18 protein-coding genes are annotated in these 20,316 nt (G+C 66.8%); 3 read left to right on the plus strand and 15 right to left on the minus strand.

The genetic code is table 11. The features are described 5' to 3' along the window. Positions 1 to 5: 5 nt before the first annotated feature. From HT579_20570 to HT579_20605, 8 genes are all read right to left on the minus strand, one after another. On the minus strand, positions 6 to 452 hold the full coding sequence (locus tag HT579_20570; GenBank protein ID QKS31107.1) for a TerB family tellurite resistance protein: 447 nt from the start codon (positions 450 to 452) through the stop codon (positions 6 to 8). Positions 453 to 462: 10 nt separating this feature from the next. Further along, complete coding sequence (locus HT579_20575) at positions 463 to 2,304, minus strand: ATP-binding protein (GenBank protein ID QKS31742.1); 1,842 nt, start codon at positions 2,302 to 2,304, stop codon at positions 463 to 465. A 55-nt stretch (positions 2,305 to 2,359) separates the two neighbouring features. Next, a complete protein-coding gene (locus HT579_20580) occupies positions 2,360 to 3,070 on the minus strand; it encodes a PspA/IM30 family protein (protein QKS31108.1) in 711 nt (236 codons plus the stop codon). A gap of 92 nt (positions 3,071 to 3,162) precedes the next feature. Further along, entirely contained in the window at positions 3,163 to 4,050 is an 888-nt protein-coding gene (locus tag HT579_20585) for a hypothetical protein (GenBank protein ID QKS31109.1), read from the minus strand. A 2-nt stretch (positions 4,051 to 4,052) separates the two neighbouring features. Continuing rightward, positions 4,053 to 4,934, minus strand: a complete 882-nt coding sequence (locus HT579_20590) for an ATP-binding cassette domain-containing protein (protein QKS31110.1) — start codon at positions 4,932 to 4,934, stop codon at positions 4,053 to 4,055. Further along, complete coding sequence (locus tag HT579_20595; GenBank protein ID QKS31111.1) at positions 4,916 to 5,713, minus strand: ABC transporter permease; 798 nt, start codon at positions 5,711 to 5,713, stop codon at positions 4,916 to 4,918. The genes HT579_20590 and HT579_20595 overlap by 19 nt, the downstream gene beginning before the upstream one ends. 27 nt (positions 5,714 to 5,740) lie before the next feature. Next, entirely contained in the window at positions 5,741 to 7,444 is a 1,704-nt protein-coding gene (locus HT579_20600; protein ID QKS31112.1) for an OmpA family protein, read from the minus strand. 22 nt (positions 7,445 to 7,466) lie between these two features. Beyond that, the gene (locus HT579_20605) at positions 7,467 to 8,174 is read right to left on the minus strand and encodes a methyl-accepting chemotaxis protein (protein ID QKS31113.1); all 708 of its coding nucleotides are present in this window, start codon (positions 8,172 to 8,174) and stop codon (positions 7,467 to 7,469) included. Positions 8,175 to 8,271: 97 nt separating this feature from the next. On the opposite strand from HT579_20605, the gene HT579_20610 reads away from it, so the two are divergent. Then, the gene (locus HT579_20610) at positions 8,272 to 9,012 is read left to right on the plus strand and encodes a M50 family metallopeptidase (GenBank protein ID QKS31114.1); all 741 of its coding nucleotides are present in this window, start codon (positions 8,272 to 8,274) and stop codon (positions 9,010 to 9,012) included. Between the two features lie 122 nt (positions 9,013 to 9,134). Here HT579_20610 and HT579_20615 read toward each other — a convergent pair whose 3' ends face one another. Both HT579_20615 and nhaR read right to left on the minus strand, forming a co-directional pair. Next, the gene (locus tag HT579_20615) at positions 9,135 to 10,037 is read right to left on the minus strand and encodes a Tim44 domain-containing protein (protein ID QKS31115.1); all 903 of its coding nucleotides are present in this window, start codon (positions 10,035 to 10,037) and stop codon (positions 9,135 to 9,137) included. 112 nt (positions 10,038 to 10,149) lie between these two features. Then, positions 10,150 to 11,142: a transcriptional activator NhaR gene (gene nhaR / locus HT579_20620; GenBank protein ID QKS31116.1), complete on the minus strand. Its 993-nt coding sequence runs from the start codon at positions 11,140 to 11,142 to the stop codon at positions 10,150 to 10,152. A 112-nt stretch (positions 11,143 to 11,254) separates the two neighbouring features. Between nhaR and HT579_20625 the strand changes: the two genes are divergently transcribed. Both HT579_20625 and htpX read left to right on the plus strand, forming a co-directional pair. Continuing rightward, a complete protein-coding gene (locus HT579_20625) occupies positions 11,255 to 11,653 on the plus strand; it encodes an HPF/RaiA family ribosome-associated protein (GenBank protein QKS31117.1) in 399 nt (132 codons plus the stop codon). A 185-nt stretch (positions 11,654 to 11,838) separates the two neighbouring features. After that, positions 11,839 to 12,717: a protease HtpX gene (htpX, locus tag HT579_20630; GenBank protein ID QKS31118.1), complete on the plus strand. Its 879-nt coding sequence runs from the start codon at positions 11,839 to 11,841 to the stop codon at positions 12,715 to 12,717. Between the two features lie 16 nt (positions 12,718 to 12,733). Here htpX and HT579_20635 read toward each other — a convergent pair whose 3' ends face one another. From HT579_20635 to HT579_20655, 5 genes are read right to left on the minus strand one after another with little or no spacing between them, the layout of a single operon-like run. Next, positions 12,734 to 15,781, minus strand: a complete 3,048-nt coding sequence (locus HT579_20635) for an EAL domain-containing protein (GenBank protein QKS31119.1) — start codon at positions 15,779 to 15,781, stop codon at positions 12,734 to 12,736. A gap of 12 nt (positions 15,782 to 15,793) precedes the next feature. Next, complete coding sequence (locus tag HT579_20640; protein ID QKS31120.1) at positions 15,794 to 16,222, minus strand: cytochrome C; 429 nt, start codon at positions 16,220 to 16,222, stop codon at positions 15,794 to 15,796. After that, a complete protein-coding gene (gene ubiA, locus HT579_20645) occupies positions 16,219 to 17,115 on the minus strand; it encodes a 4-hydroxybenzoate octaprenyltransferase (protein QKS31743.1) in 897 nt (298 codons plus the stop codon). Before ubiA ends, HT579_20640 begins: the two co-directional genes overlap by 4 nt. A 10-nt stretch (positions 17,116 to 17,125) precedes the next feature. Continuing rightward, on the minus strand, positions 17,126 to 19,006 hold the full coding sequence (locus tag HT579_20650) for an MFS transporter (protein ID QKS31121.1): 1,881 nt from the start codon (positions 19,004 to 19,006) through the stop codon (positions 17,126 to 17,128). Continuing rightward, positions 19,003 to 19,779 (minus strand): hypothetical protein, encoded by a 777-nt coding sequence (locus tag HT579_20655; protein ID QKS31122.1) that lies wholly within the window; start codon positions 19,777 to 19,779, stop codon positions 19,003 to 19,005. Before HT579_20655 ends, HT579_20650 begins: the two co-directional genes overlap by 4 nt. Positions 19,780 to 20,316: the final 537 nt, after the last annotated feature.

Raw genomic sequence — 20,316 nt, forward strand, 5'->3', positions numbered from 1 at the left:
GGCCTTCAGCCGAGTTCGCGCGCCACCGTCGCCACCGAAGCGGCGTCTGGCAGGCGGGCGAACTGCGCCAGCATGTGGTCCTTGACCAGCGCCAGCAATTCGTCGACGCGCGCCGGCGGCATGCCGATACCGGCGGCTACCGCAGCCACGGCGGACAGTTCGTCGGCGCTCAGGGTGCCGTCGGCATAGGCGACCATGAGGCAGAAGGCGACGACGAGGTCGCGCTGTGCCGGCTCGGCGAAGGTCTGGCTGAACTCACCGGCCCGGACCGGCTGCAGGGCGGCGAAATCCGGCCAAGTGGCGCCGTCGCCGGCGCCTTCGTAAAACGAGCGGATCAGCGCCACCTCCTCGGCGGTCTGCGCGCCATCGACATGGGCTATGTGCAGCAGCAGACGTGTCGCGGCGATCGTCTGGTCGGTGTCGAGGGATACGTTTGCGAGCAAGGGGAACATGTGAACTCCTTCAGGGTAGGATCTGACGCCGCAGTTCGGCGAGACGCTCCTGCACCTCGACTGCCGACAGAGAGCGGAAGCGCTGCGGCAGCAGCGAGCGACGCGAGGTCTCGGCCACCGCCAGCATCTCCATGTAACGCACCATCGCCGTTTCCTGCGGTGGCATGAAGTCTTCGCTGGCCTGCGCCAGCAGCGCCGGCGTCACCGCAGCGCCGCCGGCGGCTGCCGGCGGCAGCGTAAAGTCGGCGACGCGCGCGCCGCGTTCGGCGAACTCGGCGGCGAGCAGGGCGAGCGCTTCGAGATCGGCGTTCGAATAGCCTTCGAGCGTCTCACAGGCAGCCAGCAGCGCGTCGTCTGGCACCTCGAGCGGTACCCGGTAGCGCGCACAGACGGCGCTGATGACGGCCGCACGCTCGGCGGCGTTCTCGGCGTAAAAGAACGGGATCTTGCGGTCGAGACGGCCCGGACGCTTGATGTCGGTGTCGAGCTTGTCCGGACGGTTGGTCATCAGGATGAAGAGCACCTGGCCGCGATTCTCCGGGTCCGACATGAACTCCTTGAGACGGGCGATGACGCGCGAACTCGTGCCGCCGTCGGCATCGTCGCCCTGCCGGCCGAAGCTGCGGTCACCTTCATCGATCACCAGCGCGATCGGACCCATCGCCTTGACCGTCGCCAGCACCCGCTCCAGATTGGCCTCGGTCGAGCCGACCCATTTGGAACGGAAGTTCTTCAGCGCGACTCCTGACAGCCCTGCCTCCTTGAGAAAGGCCTTGATGACGAAGGTCTTGCCGGCACCCATCGGACCCACCGCCAGCAGTCCCATCGGCGCCCGCGTGCGGTCGCCGCTCTGGATCAGACGCGCGATGTCGAGCAGTTCGCCCTTGATGTGCTCGTTGCCGCCAACCGTTTCGAGCCCGTGCCGCGGCTCGATGAACTCGATCAGGCCGGCGCATTCCTTCTCGATCAACTCGCGCTTGCGCTGGCGGACCACCGCCAGCACCTCGGCGGCCGGGTCGTCAGCCGCTGGCAGTGTGCGCGTCGGGTCGACGATCTGGCGAATCTCGGCCGGCGTCATGCCGGCAGTGATCGCTGCCAGCTTTTCGGCGCGCTCGTCGGCCTGTGGGCTGCCCTGCAGGAGTCCGGCGATGAGCGTCCGCCGCTGCCCGTGACTCATCCCCTGCGGCGCCTCGCTGGCGACGATGCTGGCAAGCTGGATCAGGCGCAGGCCGGCGGTCTGGCCCGCCAGTTCCGCGGCCTCGGCCGGCGGCATCGCCGGCGCGTAATGGCGGATCGCCGCCAGCCGGCCGGCATGGTCGGGCATCGGCAGCTCGATGGCAACGACGCGTGGATTGGTGAGCAACGCCGGGCTGAGGTCGGCCAGCGATTCGCTGACCAGGATGACAACGTTGTCGCGGTCGGCGAACTCCGCGTCCAGCGACCAACGGTGCAGCGCAGTGAACGCGCCGCGTTCGTCGAGCGAGAGAAAATGCAGTTCGGCGGCCGGGAAGATCGTCCCGGCGTAGGGGATCAGCAGGGCGCTCGATCGCTGCCCACGCATCTGCCGTTCGAGCGACTCGAAGATGCCGCTCAGCCCCTTGCCTTCGAGATGCCGGTAGAGCTCGGCGCGCTCGCCGGCGCTGCCACCCTGGATGACCCGCACACCCCGGTCGATGCTGAGTTCGAAGATGTTCTGCTTGTTGTCGCGCAGCAGCACCTCGCTGAGGAAGGGCTGCAGCGTGCGATAGCCGTCGCCCGCCCGGTAGCGATCGAAGACGTTGCGGTAGAGGACGAACACCGCCGCCTCGCCAGCGAGGTACTTCTGGCGCAGCGCATCCGCCCACAACGGCAGCGGCGGCCGGCCGGCGCTGTCGCCGCTCACCTGCGCACTCCGGCTGCGGCGATCATCACATGCTCTTGCCGGCTGTCTCACCCTGCGCCGCGCGCGCCCGCTTCATCTCCTCGAGTTGCTGCCGGGCGGTGATCGCGCCGCTGCTCTGGCGCAGCCGTGCCAGCTTGACGTCGAGGTCGGAGTCGCGCAGCTCGCTGCCCATCCTGGCCTCGGCGACGGTGTTCTTGATGTGCTCGCGGACATTGTCGAGCGCCCGCACTTCCGCATCGACCGACAGGCCTTCGAGCTGGTTCTGGATTTTCAGGCGGGCCTGCGCACTCTGCATCTGCGCCAGCATGCGGTCCTTCTCGTCCTTCAGCTTCTGGATCTCGGACTTGACACCGAGCAGCGAATCCTTTGCCTCCTGCGCGTCATTGCGCGCCTGTTCCATTTCCTGCTCGAGCGTCTTGACGCTCGCTTCCAGCGCGTTCTTCTTCTGGATGAGGACGATCCCGAGTTCGTCCTGGCCAGTGGCGAGGGCGGCGTTGAGGTCGGCCGAGATCGCCGCCAGTTCGCCGCGTTCGCTTTCGAGTCGCGACGCGATCTCCTCGCGCCGGCGCATGATCGCCGCCGTCGCGCTCTTCAGCTTGCCATACTTCTCGATCATCGAGTCGATGGCGTTCTGGTAGGCAATCTCCGGATGCCGCTTTTCGACATCGGTGATCCACAGCGAGACGAAGCCAGACCAGAGGTTGGACAGTCGTCCCAGAAAATTGATGTCAGCCATCGCCTTCTTCCTTTCTACAGCCGCACTCGCGGCCAGACATGGGTTACCGGGTGTTTCTCCGCCTGCTCTGCATTCGCGTCGGCCAGGCGGCCCTAAGCGCCGCGCCGCCCGCCGCCGACAGCGACCAGTCGCCGCTGCCGGGCGGCCTCGGCTGCCGGTTGCGGCATCGTCACCCCGGGCACCGCGTCGGCAAGGTCGCTCGCCAGGTCGGCCTCGATGTCTTCCTGCAGACGCAGCCTGCCGATCGCCTCCTCGAGTCGGACGCCGACCTCTTCGGTCACCGGCAGGGTCATGATCGTCTGGTAGATCTCGTCGACCTGGTCGGGCATCGACAGCATCGCCGCTTCCAGCGCCCGCCGTCGGCTCTGCATGCGGTTGTGGCGCTCGATGACCGCCGCGTAGTCGGCACGTGCCTTTTGCAGCTGCCGCAGGTCGGTGCCGCTGCGCGGCGCCGCCAGCTCCCTGTCGACGGCCGCCAGTCTGGCCTCGATCTCGCGCGGGTTGACGGACTCGGCGCGATCGTCCATCACCAGCAGGGCCAGCCACATCGCCAGGTATTCGAGGGTGACGTCGTCGAGTTGCTCGACATCGCGCCAGGCAAGGCGCCCCTGCCCGCTCTCGGCACGCTGGTAGAGCGACTGCACGCGTTCGTACATGCGCTGATAGGTGCGCAGGGTCGCCGCCGGTAGCGCACGCTTGCCGGCGCGCTTCTGGATCTCGTCGATCAACTGCGCCCGCGACGCCTGCCGCAGTTTCGCCCGCCAGCGCCGGTCCACCCTCTCGCGAAAGGTCGGCAGCGAGGGGATGTGCAGCGCTGCCAGGATGTCGCCCGCGGCGAAGGCGATTAGCGGGATGGCGCCGACACCGAAACCGAAGGGAATCGAGAGAACGGCACCGAGCGCCAGCGACCCGAGGAAGGCATAGAGGTTGGTCTGACTGGTCAGGACCTCCCGGACGTAGGAGGGCTTGCCGTCGGCCATCGCTAGACGGTCACCCTGATCTGGCCCTTGCCCGGACTCGCCTGGTGCAACTGGTCGAGAATGCGTTCCTCGAGCGCGAGCGTCTCGCGTGCACGTTGCCAAGCTGCCGACCGCGGCCGCGGCTCGCTGATCTGAAAATCGTCGGCGACACGCGCCGGCTGCGTGCCGAGGACGATCACACGATCGCCAAGAACCAGCGCCTCGGTGACATCGTGCGTGACGAAGACCACCAGACAGGGCCAGGAACGATGCAGTTCGATCAACAGCCGCTGCATCTCGTCGCGCGTCTGCGCGTCGAGGGCGCCGAAGGGCTCGTCCATCAACAGGATGCGCGGACGCAGGACGAGGGCACGCGCGAGCGCGACGCGCTGGTTCTGGCCACCGGAGAGTTGCGCCGGACGCAAGCCGCGCTTGTCCGACAGCCCGACCGCCTTGAGGATGTCCTCGACCCGCTGCCGCCACTCCGCTTCGGCAACGCGCTCGCGCCAGAGCCGGAGCCGGAAGGGAAAGGCGACGTTTTCGAATACCGTCAGGTCCGGGCGGTTGGCATAGCGCTGGAAGACCATCACCGCGTCGTCGTGCGGGCCTTGGCATTCGACGCCGTCGATCAGCACCCGGCCGCCACTCGGCGAAACGACACCGACCGGACGGACGCCGCCGAGCATGTGCAGCAGGGTACTCTTGCCGCAGCCCGAGGGACCAAGCAGCATGTTGATTCCCGGCTGATCGAAGCGCAGCGAAACGCGGTCGATGACGCGCGTGCAGCCGCCCCCCGGCAACGGGTATTCCTGGACGATGTCCTCGAGGACGACCGACGGCGGCTTCGCTGCCGGCGCTGCGGTCGCTGCCTGCGGCTGCGCCACGCTCACTGCTCGGTCTCCCACGGATACAACCTGCGCTTCAGCCAGACCATGAACTGGTACGTCGCCAGCGCCAGGGCAATGATCACCATGATGCCGGCAAACACCTGATCCCAGGCGCTGAAGCGCCGCGCATTCTGGATCAGTTGACCGAGGCCCTGGCGCGCGTTGACGTACTCGGCGACGGTGATGTAGGTCCACATCACCGAGAAACCAACGATCACGGCGTCGGCGATGCGCGGCATGGCCATCGGGATGACGGCACGCTGCACGCACTCCCACGGCGTCGCGCCGAGGTCGCGCGCGCCGATCCAGTAGCTCTGAGGTACTGCCTGGATGGCGTCACGGACCATCGGAATCAGGTACACGACGGCGCCGATGAACAGGAAGGCGATCTTCATCGTCTCGCCGATTCCCAGCCACATCACGAGGATCGGCAGCAGCGCCACCACCGGCGCCGATCGGAAGGGGTCGACCAGTGGCGAGAGGACCGCGTTGACCCTTGGCGCGGCGCCCATGGCTATGCCGACGGGAATGCCGATGGCGATCACCAGCGCGCCGGCAACGAGCAGGCGACCGACCGACCAGAGCGTCGCGGTGAGCAGCATGCTCTGCCCTTCATGCCAGCTCAGGTACGCCAGCGCAGCGAGCACATCCCAGGGCGCCGGCAGCTTGGTCGCACTGACCAGCCCGGAAACCGCCAGCAGGCTCCACACCAGCAGCAGTGAGGCGACCGCGGCGACTCCCAGCAGGCGCCGCTGCCGGCCGCCCAGTGCCGCGTAGGGGTTCCAGAACTCGCTCATCCGCCGGTGATCGCCGCTTGTGCGCCGTCAGCGGCCGCCGTACACGGCCACCCGCGTTGTCCGGTTGAGGGCCCGGCAATCCTCGATCGTCAGTCCCTCGGCGGCGGCGCTGGCTTCAACACACAATGGCCGATCGGAACCATAGCCGACGATCTTGAAACGCTCACGCGGAAACTCCCATTGCGTCACCAGGTAATCGACGACGGCCCGCGCGCGCGCCGCCGAGAGGCGCAGGTTGGTCTCGCGAGCCCCGGTCGAATCCGAATTGCCACTGACCTCGAAGTAAGCCTTGCCGTTGTTCTCGATGAACGGCACCATCTCGCTGTCGACCGTCTTCTGCGCGCGCTTCGTCAGTTCCGCACTGCCCGAGGCAAAACCTACTGTCACCGGCTTGGTGACCATCGCCTGCTTCTGCGTCGCCTCGGTAAGCGCCGACTGGGTGAAGGTCTCCTGCGGCTTTGCCGCCGCCTCCACCGCCGCCTTGTTGTCGGTCAGCAGCGCCTTGATGAAGCGATAGTCGAAGCTGTCCTGCGGCGCGATCACCGGCGACTTGGGATTCGCCAGCGCCCCCGCCTTGCGGTAGATCTCGTCGAAACGCTTGTAGACCCGCTCGTAGTGGTTGGTGCCGCCGGCCAGTCCGAGGATGCGGGCATTGTCCTCGACACCGGTCCACACCAGGTTGGCGAACAGGCTCCTGACGAACGGCTTGCCTTCCTTGTCCGCCAGCAGCTTGAAGAACTCCTGCGTCCGCACCAGCGCCTCGACTGCATTGTCGGGATTGGCACGCGCTGCCAGCACCCCGTCCATCCAGCCCGCGACGAACTTCTGCACCACCGCCTGCCCTTCCGGCTTGGCCAGCAGCCGCGAGTCGCAGACCATGACGTCGAAGATCAGGTTGGTCGCCGTCTTCGTCGAATAGACGACGTGCGCCCCCTTGACGTTGCGCATCGCGAGCGCGAGATCCGGATCCCAGAGGACCGCCGCGTCGACCGCGCCGGATTCGAGCGCGGCGCGGACGCCGGCAGTGCCTTCCTCGGCGTTGATGAAGACCATCTTGACGCTGTCCTTGCGGCGCGCGGTCAGCGACGAGTTGTCGATGGCGTCGATGAGCATGCCGTGCGAGGGAGTGAATTGCAGCAGCGCCACCGTCCGCCCGGCCAGATCCTCGACCGCCTTCACCGCGGGATCACGGGCGATGACGGCATCACCACCCTGCGTATTGTCGACGATCATCACCGCCCGGCCATCGAGACCGGCATTGCGCAGGTTGGGCTGCTCCTGCGCCCAGAAGTCGGATGTCCGCCAGGCGCACTGCGCCGCACCCGATTCGAAGATCGTCGCCAGGGTCGGGATGTCGTCCTGAATGACGAAGCGCACATTCACCCCGAGCTTGCCGTAGATCGACCCGGGCTGCGTCGTCAGCGCGTTGCCGTTGGCGACCAGCGCCGGCGCGTAGCCGTGGAAGCTGACAAGGCTGACCTTGAGCGGATTGCCGGCGCTGCCGAGCGGTGCGTTGCGATCGTCGGCGGGAGCGGCGGCCTTCGCCGGCGCTTCGGCGCGGGGCTTCGGCGCCGCCTCGGACGCTGCGCCGACGACAGCGGGCTTGCCGGCGGCAGTCTCGCCGCCGCCGGCAAAGCGTTCCTTGAGGCCGAAGTTCCAGGCCAGCGAGCCGGCGACGCCGATGACGATCACCGTGATCAGCCCCTTGGCCAGCGGGGTCAGTTGTGCCATCTGTCTTCTCCTTGACCGACTCTCAATGGCCGGCGGCCGGCGGCCTGAAACTGTTTGGGATCTCGCGCAGACGTTCGATTTCGCCGTCGATGCGCCGCGTTTCGCGCGCCACCGACTCGCGCGCTGCACGCAGGCCGGCTTCGACGCTGGTGGTCTCCTGCGCGGCGCGCGTCACCTCGCGTTCACGCAACTGCTCGAGCTCGGAGATCTGCTGGCGGATCGCTGCCGTCGCCTCGTCGAGCGTCAGCCTGATCTGATCGACGATCTCGGCCGACTGCCGCTCGCGGCTCTCCATCTGCGCCGCCAGCCTGCTCTTGTGCTCCTCGAGCGCGGCGATCTTCAGTTCGGCATCGCGCAGACAATCGTCGATCTGCCAGTTGTCGTCGGCGGCGTCCATCGCCAGCACGGCCGCCCTGCGCGTCACCGCATCCATGGCGCGCAGGCCGTCGAGCAGGCGCAGCAGCTTCTCAGCCGGGTACGGCGAGGGCGGCACGGCCGCGGCGGCAAAGATGTCGGCAAACGACAGGCCCTCGACTTCACCGCAGGCCTCGGCCAGCGACGGCAGTTCGGACTCGGCCGGCAGCGCAGCAGTGGCGACCGCGGCCGCTTGCGCTGCCGGCGCCACAGGAGCCACCTCCGGCTCCGCGGGCGACGCAGGTACCGCCAGCCGCTCGTCGTCGGAAAGCTCGACCAGCTTTGCCTTCGCCAAGAGATTCAGGATACCCTTCATGCCGACTCCCACTGTGAGCACCCGTCGACTGACCGGGCGGAGTCGAGGATTATACGAAGCAGACAACAGACAAGGCAATGCAAGGATTTGCACCGGGATGACTGCCCCCCCCTTCGATCCGGCGACCAGCCGACGCGTGCCGGAAACCCGGCAACCCCTGCGTTCGCTGCTCGGGGTGCTGCTGCTGATCGCCATCATCTGGCAGTTGCCGCACGGCCGGACACTACTCTACCCGTTGTCACTGCTCGCCACCTGTGCCCACGAACTCGGCCACGGCGTCACCGCCCTGCTGCTCGGCGCCCACTTCGAAAGCTTCGTGCTGCATGCCGACGGCGCCGGCCTGGCGCTCTGGCGGGGAACGCCCGGACGACTCGGCAGCGCGCTGATCGCCGCTGGTGGCCTGCTGGCACCGAGCATCGCCGGCAGCCTGTTGCTGGTCCTCAGCCGCTGGCCACGCCTGGCACGCATGCTGCTGGGCCTCATCGGCGGGAGTCTGGTCCTGGTCGTCGCGATGTGGACGCGCAACCTGTTCGGCATCGCCTTTCTCCTGTGCGCAGCGCTGTTCTTCGTCCTCGCGGCTGTGTGGCTGAACGAGCGCGGCGCGATCTTCGTCCTGCGCCTGACCGCCGCCGTCCTCTGCCTGAGCTGGTTGCAGGACGTCGACTACATGTTCTCCGCCAGCGCCAGCATCGGCGGCCTGCGGCATGCTTCCGACACGGCGATCATGGCGCAGGCCCTGTGGCTGCCCTACTGGTTCTGGGGTGGCGTCGTCGCGACGCTGTCGCTCGCCATCCTCGCCCTCGGCCTTTGGTTCGCCGTGCGGGCGCAACGATGTTAGCGGCAGGCTGCGCGCGCGAGACGAGGAACAAGCCCCTGCCGCGCCGGGCCAGGCCAGGCCAGGCAGGGGCACAGACCGCGGGCAGCCAGTCGCCGCCCGCAGAGGGAAGGAATGTGCGCCGCCTACTGGATCTGCTGGATACCAGCCAGAGTCCAGCCGCCACGTCCTGCGCGTGGCTTGACCATGTGCCAGATCTCGTCGAAGGGCTCGGCCGCCGCGTTGGGCTGTTCACGAATGAGGCCGTTGAAGCGCACGCTGACAACATAGCGCGCCGCTTCCTCGGCAACGTCGAGAACCGTCGCTTCGATGCTGACGACGTCGGTTTCCTGGGTCGCCGCGCCACGCTCCTTGAAGCTCATGCTGATCTCGGCGAACATCTCCGGCGTGGTGAACTCGCGGATGTCATCGAGGTTGCCGGCGTCGTTGGCCGCCTGCAGGCGAATGAAGTTCACCTTCGCGTTGCGTTCGAAGGCAGCGGTGTCGAAGTCGGACGGGATGCTCCCCGAATGCGCCGCAGCAGCGACCGGAGCAAGGGCCGGCGCAGCCGGTCCGCTGGCCGACGGTGGCATTGCCGGCGCATCGAAGCCCGGCCGGCTGCCGGAGTGGTCGACCCCGGCTGCAGCATACTGCAGGTTGCCCGACCCGGCCTGTGCCGCGGCGCGGCGGCGCATGATCAGGCCGACGACCACCATCACCGCCATCACCAGCAAGCCGATGAGCAGCAGCGAAGCGAGTTCCTCGCCGAAACCGAAGTGCGAAGCGAGAGCCGCCAGGCCAAGGCCGGCTGCAAGGCCGGCGAGCGGTCCCATCCACGAACGCTTCGGCGCCGCCTGCGGCGCCGCTGCGGCTGCTGGCGCTTTCGCCGCCGCGGGCGCCATCGCCGGCGACGCCGGACGATCGGCGGTCACCGATTCGCGCTGCATGCCGGAAGACTTGCCGCTGCCCAAGCGCTTGGCTTCGGCATCACCAACCGCCAGAGTCAGGCCGAACGCCAAGACGGCGGTCAGCAGGGAAAGGGTTTTCATCGATGTCTCCTGTGTTGTGTGGGGAACGAGCGACAAAGATAGGGGCTCGGTTGTCAATAAAAAAGCAGAATTATTGGTATCAATACATCCAGAAATACGAAGCATTGCCAGATCAGGTGGCAACTTTCGGCAAGCGCGACCGCCGCCGCTGCCGGATCGCGGCAGCGGCCGCTTCGCCGCCCGCTGCCGCGCCGGCATTCCTCGTCGTTCCGAAGACCTCGTCGCGCGCGGTCTGGCTGATGGCGACGATGGCTGGATGGCTGAGGCGACGCTCGCTGGTGATGGCGAACAGTTGCTCGCTGACGGCCTCGAGACGGCCGACGCGAACAACCCGATATTGGTCGACGACGTCGTCAGCAATCGCCGTCGGCGCCACGAACAGGCCGGCCCCGGCGCGGCCGAACGCCTGCAGCAGGGCATTGTCGTCGAACTCGCCGATGATACGCGGCTGCAGCCGCTTGGCCTGCAGCCACTGCTCGAGCCGCGGCCGGATGGCGACGTCGTCGCCCGGCATCAGGAAGGGCGCGTCCGCAAGCAACGCCGGGAACTCGCCGGACAGGGTCTGGACCAGACCGGCGGCGCCGAAGACCGTCAGGTCGCTTTCGCCAAGCAGATGGCTGTAGCCGCGCACGTTGAGATTGCTTGGCAGCGGCCGATCGGCGATCACCATGTCGAGTCGATGCACGGCAAGATCACCGAGCAGCGTCGTCAGGCGACCTTCACGACAGACCAGCCGGACCGCTTCCGGCAACTGCAGCGCCGGCGCCACGACCCGATGGGCAACCGATTTGGGAACCGAATCGGCGATGCCGACGACGAAAGGCAGGCTCTTGCGGCTGGTCTGGTCGCGCGCCACATCGAGCAGTTCGTCGCCAAGGGCGAAGATCTCCTCGGCGTAACTCAGGATGCGGCGGCCGACATCGGTCAGCTCGAGACCGCGTCCGGCGCGACGAAACAACTCGACGCCAAGTGCTTCCTCGAGTTCCCGCAGCTGACCGCTGATCGCCTGCGGCGTCAGGTGCAGTTGCTCGCAGGCGCGCGCAATCGTTCCCGACTTCGCAACCATCCAGAAGTAACGCAGGTGTTTGAAATTGAGTGCTGCCATCAGCGCCACCATGCCAGAAAAACGGAAGTGTCGAACAAGTATATTCGATTTTTCAGATGTCCCTCGACTATCCTAGACTGCTGCCTCGAGACAACCCCACAGGAGCACGGCCATGCAGATCACGATTCACGCCAAGGACATCGATGTCGACGCCGGGCTGCGCGAGCACGTACAGCGGCGCCTGCACTTCGCCCTCGGCTGGGCTCAGCAGCACGTCGGCCGGGTGTCCATCGTCCTCTCTGATCTCAATGGCCCACGTGGCGGCGCGGACAAGTGCTGTCGTCTGCGTTGCGCGCTATCGGGCACGTCGGAGATGATTGTCGAGGACACGCAGGCCGACCTGGCAACGGCGATCGACCGGGTGGCCGACCGTGCCGGGCGGACGCTCGCGCGGCGGCTCGCGCGGCAAAGGGAAAACCGCCATGCGCAGGCTCGCCAGCACGGTCCGGACGACGAGTTGCGGCCGGCGTCGGGCAGAAGTGCGACCGCGACGGCCACGGCAGGACAGTGACCACGCGGCCAACGCAGAGGCGGGCAACCTCGGGCAGCGGCATGCGCCGCGTGGCGCGGCGATCGTCGCTCCCTCTTGAAGAAGGCGCCGTTGTCACCATTTGCCTGTATTGTCGGGCCTGTCGCGGGGCGCCCTGTTTCATCCACGCCGCCACCACAGCAGCCTTGTCCTCGGAGGATTGAATCATGAAACGAATCGTTCTGCTCGTCGCCACCAACCTCGCCATCATGCTCGTCCTGGGAATCGTCAGCACGCTGACGGGTGCCAACCGGTTCTTCGCCGCCAGCGGCCTCGACTTGGGCAAACTGCTCCTGTTCGCCCTCATCATGGGCTTTGGCGGCGCCTTCATCTCGCTGCTGATGTCGAAGACGATCGCCAAGTGGAGCACCGGAGCCCAGGTCATCGAAACACCTGGCAACTCAACCGAGTTCTGGCTGGTCGAGACGGTACGCCGCTTCGCCGACAGGGCCGGCCTGCCGATGCCGGAGGTGGCGATCTACGAGGGTGAGCCGAATGCGTTCGCCACCGGTGCCAGTCGCAGCAGCTCGCTGGTCGCCGTGTCCACCGGCCTGCTGCAAAGCATGACACGCGAGGAAGCGGAGGCGGTGATTGCGCACGAAGTGGCGCACATCGCCAATGGCGACATGGTGACGCTGACCTTGATCCAGGGCGTGGTCAACACGTTCGTCATCTTCATTGCCCGCGTCGTGGGCTGGCTGGTAGATTCGTTCCTGCGCCGGGGAAGCGGCGAGGACAGCGGGCCGGGGATTGGCTACACCATCACGGTCGTCGTCTGCGACATCGTCTTCGGCATCCTGGCGAGCATCATCGTCATGTACTTCTCGCGTCAGCGCGAGTTCCGTGCCGACGCCGGCGCCGCCCAACTGATGGGCACGCCGCAACCGATGATGGCGGCGCTGCGCCGCCTCGGCGGCGTCGCATCGGGCGACCTGCCACAGAACATCGCGACCGCCGGCATCACCGATCGCCCAGGCTGGGCGGCGCTGTTCTCCAGCCATCCGCCGATCGAGGAACGGATCGCGGCGCTGGCGAACACGCGCTGAAATTCTGCCCACGCTCTCAGCCGGCTCCCTCTCCCCAAGGAGCCGGCTTGCCGAAGAAATACCCCTGAGCATAGTCGACGCCGAGTTCGCACAGACGGTCGACGATCGCGCGGCTCTCGACGTACTCGGCGACCGTCCGCAAACCGAGCGCGTGGCTCATCTGGTTGATCGCCGCAACGAGAGCTTCATCGTGCGCGCTCGAGCACATGTCCTTGACGAAGCTGCCGTCGATCTTGAGAAAGTCGACGGGCAGTGTCTTCAGGTAATGGAAGGAAGACAGCCCACTGCCGAAGTCATCGAGCGCCAGCTGGCAACCATGACGCTTCAGTGCGGCCATGACGCCCAGTGCGGGCCGCAGGTTCTGGATCGCTGCCGTCTCGGTAATCTCGAAACAGGCCCGCTCCGCCGGGAATGAGAATTCGGCGAGCTGGGTTTCGATGAAATGCAACAGGCTCTCGTCGCTCAAGGAATTGCCAGACAGGTTGATCGCCAGCGTCGCTCCCGTCATGCCGATCCCCTGCGCATACTCCTGAAATGCCCGCCTGATCACCCAGCGGTCGATCGCACCCATGAGCCCGAAGCGCTCGGCCGCCGGAATGAATGCCGCCGGCAGCACGAGTTCACCCTTCCTCGCCGGACCGGCCTCATGTACGACACGAAGCAACGCCTCGTAGCGCACGATGCGGAACTCGGGGCCGGCCAGCCCGACGATCGGCTGGTAATGCAGGCGGAACAGGCCGCGCTCGAGAGCGTCCCGCAGACCGGCCGCGCCCAGCAGTTCGCTGTGGCGCTGCACGGTTTCGGTGTCGGTCGGCCGATAGACATGCACGCGGTTCCGGCCGAGTTCCTTGGCGGTGTAGCAGGCCACGTCGGCACGCGTCAGCAGTTCCGCGGTATCCAGGGTCTCGGCAGTGATCGCCACCAGCCCGATGCTGGCGCCAACCTGGTAACTCCGCCCCTCCCAACTGAAACTGTGCTGGCGAATCGTTCGCAGCACCGCCTGGGCGACGGCGTGACCGCGCTCCAGCGGACAGTTTTCCTGCAACAGGGCAAACTCATCGCCACCGATCCGCGCCAGCGTGTCGCTTTCGCGGAAGGTACCGGCGAGCAGGGCGTTGATCTGCTTGAGCAACTCGTCGCCGGCGGCATGCCCGGCCGTGTCATTGACCACCTTGAACTGGTCGAGATCGATATAGCACAGAACGTGCCGGGCACTCTCGCGCTGCGCCGAAGAGACTGCACGCTCGAGTCGCCGCTCGAACTCTGCCCGGTTGATCAGTCCCGTCAGCGCGTCATGGGTGGCATCATGGGCCAGTTGGCGAGCCAGTTGGCGGGTCTCGGTGACATTGTGAAAGACCAGGACGACGCCCTGCAGCCCGCCATCGCCGCGATGGATCGGCGCTGCCGAGTCGTTGATGTCGTACTCCCGGCCATCCCTCGCCAGCAGCACGCAATGAGCCGGCAACGAGACGATTCTCTTGTCCTGCAGGCAACGCTGGATCGGATCCCTGACCGGCGCCCGTGTTTCCTCGTGCACGATGCGAAACACCTCGCCCGCCGACCGGCCCCGTGCCTCGGCCGCCGTCCAGCCGGTCAGGGTCTCGGCCACCGGGTTCATGTAGTCAATGCTGCCCAAAGCGTCCGTCGTGATGACCGCGTCACCGATCGAATCCAGGGTCACCTGCACCCGCTCCTTGGCCTCGAGGAGCCGCCGTTCCGCGCGCTTGCGATCGGTCACGTCGATACTGACGCCAATGAGCTGGTCGACTGCCCCGCTGGCATCCTTCAGCGGCACCTTGATGGTGTGGAACCAGCGCTCCTCGCCACTGCGGCCGATGAAACTGACTTCACGCTCGATACGTTCCTGCCGGCAAGCGGCAATCGCCTCATCATCGCTGCGCAGAGCCTGCAGCAACTGTGGATTGCTGACGAAGTCAGCCTGCGCACGGCCGACCATCTGCTCGGGCGTCTGACGGAAACGCCTGGCCAGGCTGTGGTTTGCCAGGCGAATCCGGCCCTCACGATCGACGACGAAGATGAAGTGCGGGCTGGCGTCGATGACGCTGCGGAGAAAGGAGCGCTGAGCCTCGATCTCCTCCTGCGCCCGCAGCAGACGTTCCACCAGCCTGACATTGCGGAAACAGGCAGCAATGTTGGCGACGAAGACGTCGAGCAGTGTGCGGTCGATCGTCTCCAACATCTGCCCCCCCTCGAGGAAGATGGCCGCTTCCTGGCTCGGCGCCGCCTGCAGGTAGAGGACGGCATGATCCGGTCCGAACAGGTGTCTGCGACGCGCCACACTGCTCATGATGGCGGCAACGATGCGCTGGTCGGCAAGCGTCTCCAGTGGCTGTGCGATGTAACCCGCATGGCGTCCGGTGGCGCCGACGACGTAGCAGCGCTCACGGTCGTCACCGAGCGGCGAGCCCTTCTGGCTGCAGACGATCCCATCCACGGGCAACCGGAGCAGCGCCGCGAGTTGGGTCAGGACGCCTTCGGCCAGGTTGGCGATGGCGTGTTCCTGCATCAGGTCGGCCGCCGCCCGCACGATCAGCTCGAGACCACGCCGATGCTCGGCGAGGGCGTGCAGTTGCTGGTACGAGCGCAACGCCGAACTGACGGTCGTGATCAGCCGGGTGTGCGTCAGCTCCCCCTTGGTGCGATAGTCATTGATGTCGTATTCCTGAATGACCGTCAGTTCCGGCGCGTAGCCCGGCTCACCGGTACGCAGGATCAGCCGGCACTCGGCGAGGCCGAGTTCATCGCGAATGAAACCAACCAGTTCGAGACCTGCCTGCGCCGTCTCCATCACCACGTCGAGCAGGACCACGGCAACGTCGAGGTTGCCGCGCAACAGGCTCCGCGCCGCCGCCGCACTGCCGGCGTGCAGCAGGTACAGTGACCGCCCGAAGACCCGCAAGTCCTGCAGCGAGAAGCGGGTGACGGTATGCACCTCCGGGTCGTCGTCGATGACCAGCACTTTCCAGGGAGGAGACAGGCCGGCGGCCGCCTGTGCGTCGCTGTCTGCCGCGTCATCGGCCCAGTGAAGCAGATCGTCCGTCATCCCGCGACTCCCCTAACGCAGCCGATAGCCATAGTGGCAGCCGACGCAGGCCGCTGTCAGCGTCGGCAGGGCGGCGATCGTCTTCTCGCGGTCACCGCCGGCAGCGACACGGGCAAAATCGCTGGCCGCCCTGTGCCCGTCAATGCCGATGGCGTGCATCGCCGGCGGCATGTGCGGACCCGGCCGGGCCTCGAACGGCTGGCTGCGGTGTTTGCCCATCGCCGAACGGCCAAGCTCCCGCTCGGCGACTTCAGCCGCTTCCCGCAACTGCCCGGTAGCCACCAGCGCGAGAATCTCGTTCAGCGCCAGCAGGCTGGCACGCATTTCGCTGCGCAGGTTGTCTGCCGCCGCAGCCGGCATCGGCACCAGGACGCGGGTGTCGTCGGCCGCCGGCGCGCTGCCGACGAGCAGCGCCAATACGCAGAAAAGAACTGTCTTCATCCGTTGCTCACCCCGCGCAGCAGAAAATCGAGTGCCATGCCCGCAAAGACGCTGGCGCCAAACCAGTTGTTGTGCCGAAAAGCCCTGAAGCAGTTCGCCGGGTCGCGGTTGTGGATCAAGGTGAAATGATGGCCGGCAATGGCTGCAGCTACCGCCAGACCAGCGTAGAACACGGCGCCCAGCCCGAGACCGTGACCAACGACAGCGATCAGCGCCAGCGCGAGTGCATAGCAGAGCATGACTGCCGCGACGTCGAAACGGCCGAAGGTGATCGCCGAAGTCCGGATGCCGATCTTCACATCATCGGTGCGGTCGACCATCGCATACTCGGTATCGTAGGCGATTGCCCAGAAGACGTTCGCCAGCAGCAGCCACCAGGCGTCGGCGGGCACTTGGCCGAGTTGGGCCGCGTAGGCCATCGGGATGCCGAAGCCGAAGGCAACCCCCAGGTAGGCTTGCGGAATTGCCAGAAAGCGCTTGGTGAACGGGTAACTGGCAGCGAGACCCAGGGCCGCCAGGCAAAGGCCGGCCAACAGCCAGCTGCGCAGCGGCAGCACGAGGATGGCCGCGCAGCCCACCAACGCGGCGAAAAGCCACCGCGCCTCGCGCACCGAGACACGGCCGGCAGCCAGCGGGCGGTCCCGCGTGCGCGCGACATGCGGGTCGAAGTTGCGGTCCGCGAGGTCGTTGATCACGCAGCCGGCCGAGCGCATCAGCACCGTCCCGAGAATGAATATCCACACCACGAGCCAGTCCGGCTTGCCCAGAGCCGACAGCCAGAGCCCCCACAGCGTCGGCCAGAGAAGCAGCAGGATGCCGATCGGCTTGTCGAGCCGCATCAGCCGTTCGTAAAGGTCGGCCCGTTCGCGCAGCCTGAGCCCGGAGAGTTGCATGGGCGACATTCTACCGCCAGTCGCCGCGCAGCCCGGCGACGATCTGCTGCAGGTGTTCGGGTGTCGCCGCCGCCGGCGCCACCGGCGTGCCCACCGTCAACGCGATCTTCGAGAACATGCCGCGGCGCAGCGGTCTGCTCATCGCCGGCCCGTCCTTGCGACTGAAGAAGCTGCCCCACAAGCCCTGCAGGGCCATCGGGATCACCGGCACGGGCGTGCGCCCGACGATGCGCTGCACCCCCGGCCGGAAGGGGTACAGTTCGCCGGTGTCGGTGATTCGCCCCTCGGGGAAAATGGCGACCAGTTCACCGGCCGCGAGCGCCTGCGCCACTTCCTCGAAGGCCGCCTCCATCATCGCTGCGTCCTCGCGCGCCGGCGCGATCGGGATCGCGTGCATGTGCCGGAAGACGAAGCCGATCAGTGGCATGCGATGGATCCGGTGATCCATCACGAAGCGGATCGGCCGCCGGCTGGCGGCGGCGATCACCAGCGGATCGACGAAGCTGACGTGATTGCTGATCAGCACCGCCGGCCCCTCGTCGGGAATGTTCTCTATACCGCTCTGGCGCAGGCGGTAGAAGGAGTGGATCAACAGCCAGGCGACGAAGCGCAGCATGAACTCGGGAACCAGGCTGTAGATGTACAGCGCCACCGCCGCGTTGCACAGCGCCGCGACGCCGAATAGCGCTGGGATCGTCAGGCCGTCGCCGAGCAACCCGGCAGCCGCCAGGGAACCGACGACCATGAACAGGGCGTTGAGGATGTTGTTGGCGGCGATGATTCGTGCCCGCTGGTCGACCGCGCTGCGCAACTGGATCAGGGCGTACAGGGGGACGATGAAGAAGCCGCCGAAGAGACCGAGCGCGAAGAGGTCGACCAGGACCCGCCACGTTCCCGGCAGGGCCAGCAGCGCGGCCAGCGACAGCGGAGCGCCGGCAGGCAGCAGCGAGGGCGACGCGAAGGCGATGTCGATGCCGAAGAGTGTGAGTCCGATCGAACCGAAGGGCACCAGACCGATTTCCACCTGGCCGGCCGAGAGCCGTTCGCAGAGCAGCGAGCCGACGCCGATACCAACGGTAAACACCGCCAGCAGCAAGGTCACCGAAGTCTCGCCGCCGCCGAGCACGAAGCGGGCGTACGTTGGGAACTGCGCCAGGAACATGGCGCCATAGAGCCAGAACCAGGAAATGCCGAGGATCGACAGGAAGACGGTGCGGTTCTCGCGCGCGAAGCCGATGTTGCGCCAGGTCTCTGAGAACGGGTTGAGGCTGATCACGAGCTCAGGCACCGGTGCCGCTGCAGCGGGGATGCCATGGCTGCAGAGGTAGCCCAGGATGGCGATCAGCAGGCCGGCAATGGCGACCCATGTCGGATGCTGGGCGGCACCGGCGAGGAGACCGCCGGCGAGCGTGCCGATCAGAATGGCGACAAAGGTTCCCGCCTCGACCAGCGCATTGCCGCCGACCAGTTCGCTCTCGCGCAGATGCTGCGGCAGGATGGCGTACTTCACCGGACCGAAGAGGGTCGAATGCAGGCCGAGCAGGAACAGCGCCGAGAGCAGGATCGGCAGGCTGTGGACGACGAAGCCGAGCAGCGCGATGCCCATGATCAGGATCTCGAGCAGCTTGACGAGGCGCGCCAGCTTCGCCTTGTCGTACTTGTCGGCCAGTTGGCCGGCAGTTGCCGAAAAGAGGAAGAAGGGCAGGATGAAGATGCCGGCAGCGAGGTTGGTCAGCACCTCGGGCCGGATCGTCGTCCAGCTTGCTGCCTGGAAGGTGAGCAGGACGACCAGCGCGTTCTTGAACAGGTTGTCGTTGAAGGCACCGAGGAACTGAGTGGCGAAGAACGGCCCGAAGCGGCGTGCCTTGAGCAGGCCAAACTGGGAACTCATGCGGTCTTCCTTTCTCGGGGAGCAAAAAACCCGCGCGTCTCGAAGACGGCCGGGGCAAAACGGTGACCCTGCGACGCCAGTTGTCGCTCGACGACGAAATCGAAAGGCAGCGGACTGTGCTCGCGGACCAGCATCAGCGGCGACGACGGGTCGATCCCCATCGCCGGTGGCAGCCATTTCACCGCTCGCGCACCGCCAGCGACCGCCGCCGCCAGTTCGTCAAAACAATCGTGGCAGCAGGAGTGGATCGACGCCGGCCACAGCAAGGCGAGCGGGTGGCGCTCGGCGAGCCGCCGCGCGTAGACGTTCGGGGTATGGAACGAACTGCGATCCGCGTCCGGGGGACCGTTCCCGTCGTGGAAGCGATCGAAGGCAAAGAGCAGCAGACTGGCCCCGGGCGGGAGCGCCTCCACACGGTTGAGCATCCGCTCGACGTAGCTCCCGTCCACCCGCCCCAACGCGTCGTGCACGCAGCCGGCGTTGTGAGCCAAGAGCCGCCGCGCATGCGGCATCGGGTGGAACAGGGTCTCCATCCGCGAGTTGAGGTCGATGCGGCTGCCGCTGCCGGAGCCACCGGTTCCCGGCAGATGCCCGTGAAAGTCGGGGTAACGTCGCGGGTCGCTTCCTTTCCAAACCACCCGGAGCAACGCCGCCACCGCCTGATCCAGCGGCAGTTGCACTTGGCAGGGGTTGTGCAACCCACGCAGCGAGCCAGCGAGAGGCGCCGCCAGCGCGAACCCGCCCGCCAACAAGCGTCGGCGAAACCGGTTCATGCGCACCGCTGCTCGGGCGGCCGCTGGGCTGCGGCTGGCGCTGCCGGTCGGGCCGGCAACGACGAAAGGCTGCCCCGGCCGCGGCTCATGGCACGCCGGCCACGAACCACGGGCTGGCTCCTGCTTCCAGGCGGCAGCCTGGCGGTCGACCGCCGCGCGAGCACCGCCCTCCGGGTATATGCCAGAGCCTGGGCATCAGCCATCGACGCGCATTCTGATCGGGTTGAAGGGTTCCGTAGGCTATATTCATGAACCGGCCGGCGCAAGCCCCCGCGATTGCTTGGCTCACCTCGAATTGGACCCGACGGCAAGCAGCGGCCAGAACGGGCAGCGCCGGTGCCTGCCCGGCGACGCGCAGAGGTAATGTCGGCAGAAGCAATCCAGAGTGAGTCCGTCCCATGCGACAATGTTCGGTCGAGACAGGGAGAGGACCGGGAAAGGATAGGGGAAAAAGTGACGGCACAGCGCGCCGGCGGCGTCGGGGTAGCTGGCCGCGGGCCTGGCGATCGCGGCAAGTGTACGGTCCCTGGCAGGACG

This window comes from Candidatus Accumulibacter similis (genome assembly GCA_013347225.1).
Taxonomy (GTDB): Bacteria; Pseudomonadota; Gammaproteobacteria; order Burkholderiales; family Rhodocyclaceae; genus Accumulibacter; species Accumulibacter similis.

What these genes read in the sequence shown, in the direction of transcription:
- HT579_20605 (QKS31113.1), bottom strand. Translation starts at nt 8,174, where the DNA reads ATGAAGGGTATCCTGAATCTCTTGGCGAAGGCAAAGCTGGTCGAGCTT.
- HT579_20650 (QKS31121.1), bottom strand. Translation starts at nt 19,006, where the DNA reads ATGAGTTCCCAGTTTGGCCTGCTCAAGGCACGCCGCTTCGGGCCGTTC.
- HT579_20610 (QKS31114.1), top strand. Translation starts at nt 8,272, where the DNA reads ATGACTGCCCCCCCCTTCGATCCGGCGACCAGCCGACGCGTGCCGGAA.
- HT579_20625 (QKS31117.1), top strand. Translation starts at nt 11,255, where the DNA reads ATGCAGATCACGATTCACGCCAAGGACATCGATGTCGACGCCGGGCTG.
- HT579_20580 (QKS31108.1), bottom strand. Translation starts at nt 3,070, where the DNA reads ATGGCTGACATCAATTTTCTGGGACGACTGTCCAACCTCTGGTCTGGC.
- HT579_20615 (QKS31115.1), bottom strand. Translation starts at nt 10,037, where the DNA reads ATGAAAACCCTTTCCCTGCTGACCGCCGTCTTGGCGTTCGGCCTGACT.
- htpX (QKS31118.1), top strand. Translation starts at nt 11,839, where the DNA reads ATGAAACGAATCGTTCTGCTCGTCGCCACCAACCTCGCCATCATGCTC.
- HT579_20640 (QKS31120.1), bottom strand. Translation starts at nt 16,222, where the DNA reads ATGAAGACAGTTCTTTTCTGCGTATTGGCGCTGCTCGTCGGCAGCGCG.
- HT579_20595 (QKS31111.1), bottom strand. Translation starts at nt 5,713, where the DNA reads ATGAGCGAGTTCTGGAACCCCTACGCGGCACTGGGCGGCCGGCAGCGG.
- nhaR (QKS31116.1), bottom strand. Translation starts at nt 11,142, where the DNA reads ATGGCAGCACTCAATTTCAAACACCTGCGTTACTTCTGGATGGTTGCG.
- ubiA (QKS31743.1), bottom strand. Translation starts at nt 17,115, where the DNA reads ATGCAACTCTCCGGGCTCAGGCTGCGCGAACGGGCCGACCTTTACGAA.
- HT579_20600 (QKS31112.1), bottom strand. Translation starts at nt 7,444, where the DNA reads ATGGCACAACTGACCCCGCTGGCCAAGGGGCTGATCACGGTGATCGTC.
- HT579_20585 (QKS31109.1), bottom strand. Translation starts at nt 4,050, where the DNA reads ATGGCCGACGGCAAGCCCTCCTACGTCCGGGAGGTCCTGACCAGTCAG.
- HT579_20570 (QKS31107.1), bottom strand. Translation starts at nt 452, where the DNA reads ATGTTCCCCTTGCTCGCAAACGTATCCCTCGACACCGACCAGACGATC.
- HT579_20635 (QKS31119.1), bottom strand. Translation starts at nt 15,781, where the DNA reads ATGACGGACGATCTGCTTCACTGGGCCGATGACGCGGCAGACAGCGAC.
- HT579_20655 (QKS31122.1), bottom strand. Translation starts at nt 19,779, where the DNA reads ATGAACCGGTTTCGCCGACGCTTGTTGGCGGGCGGGTTCGCGCTGGCG.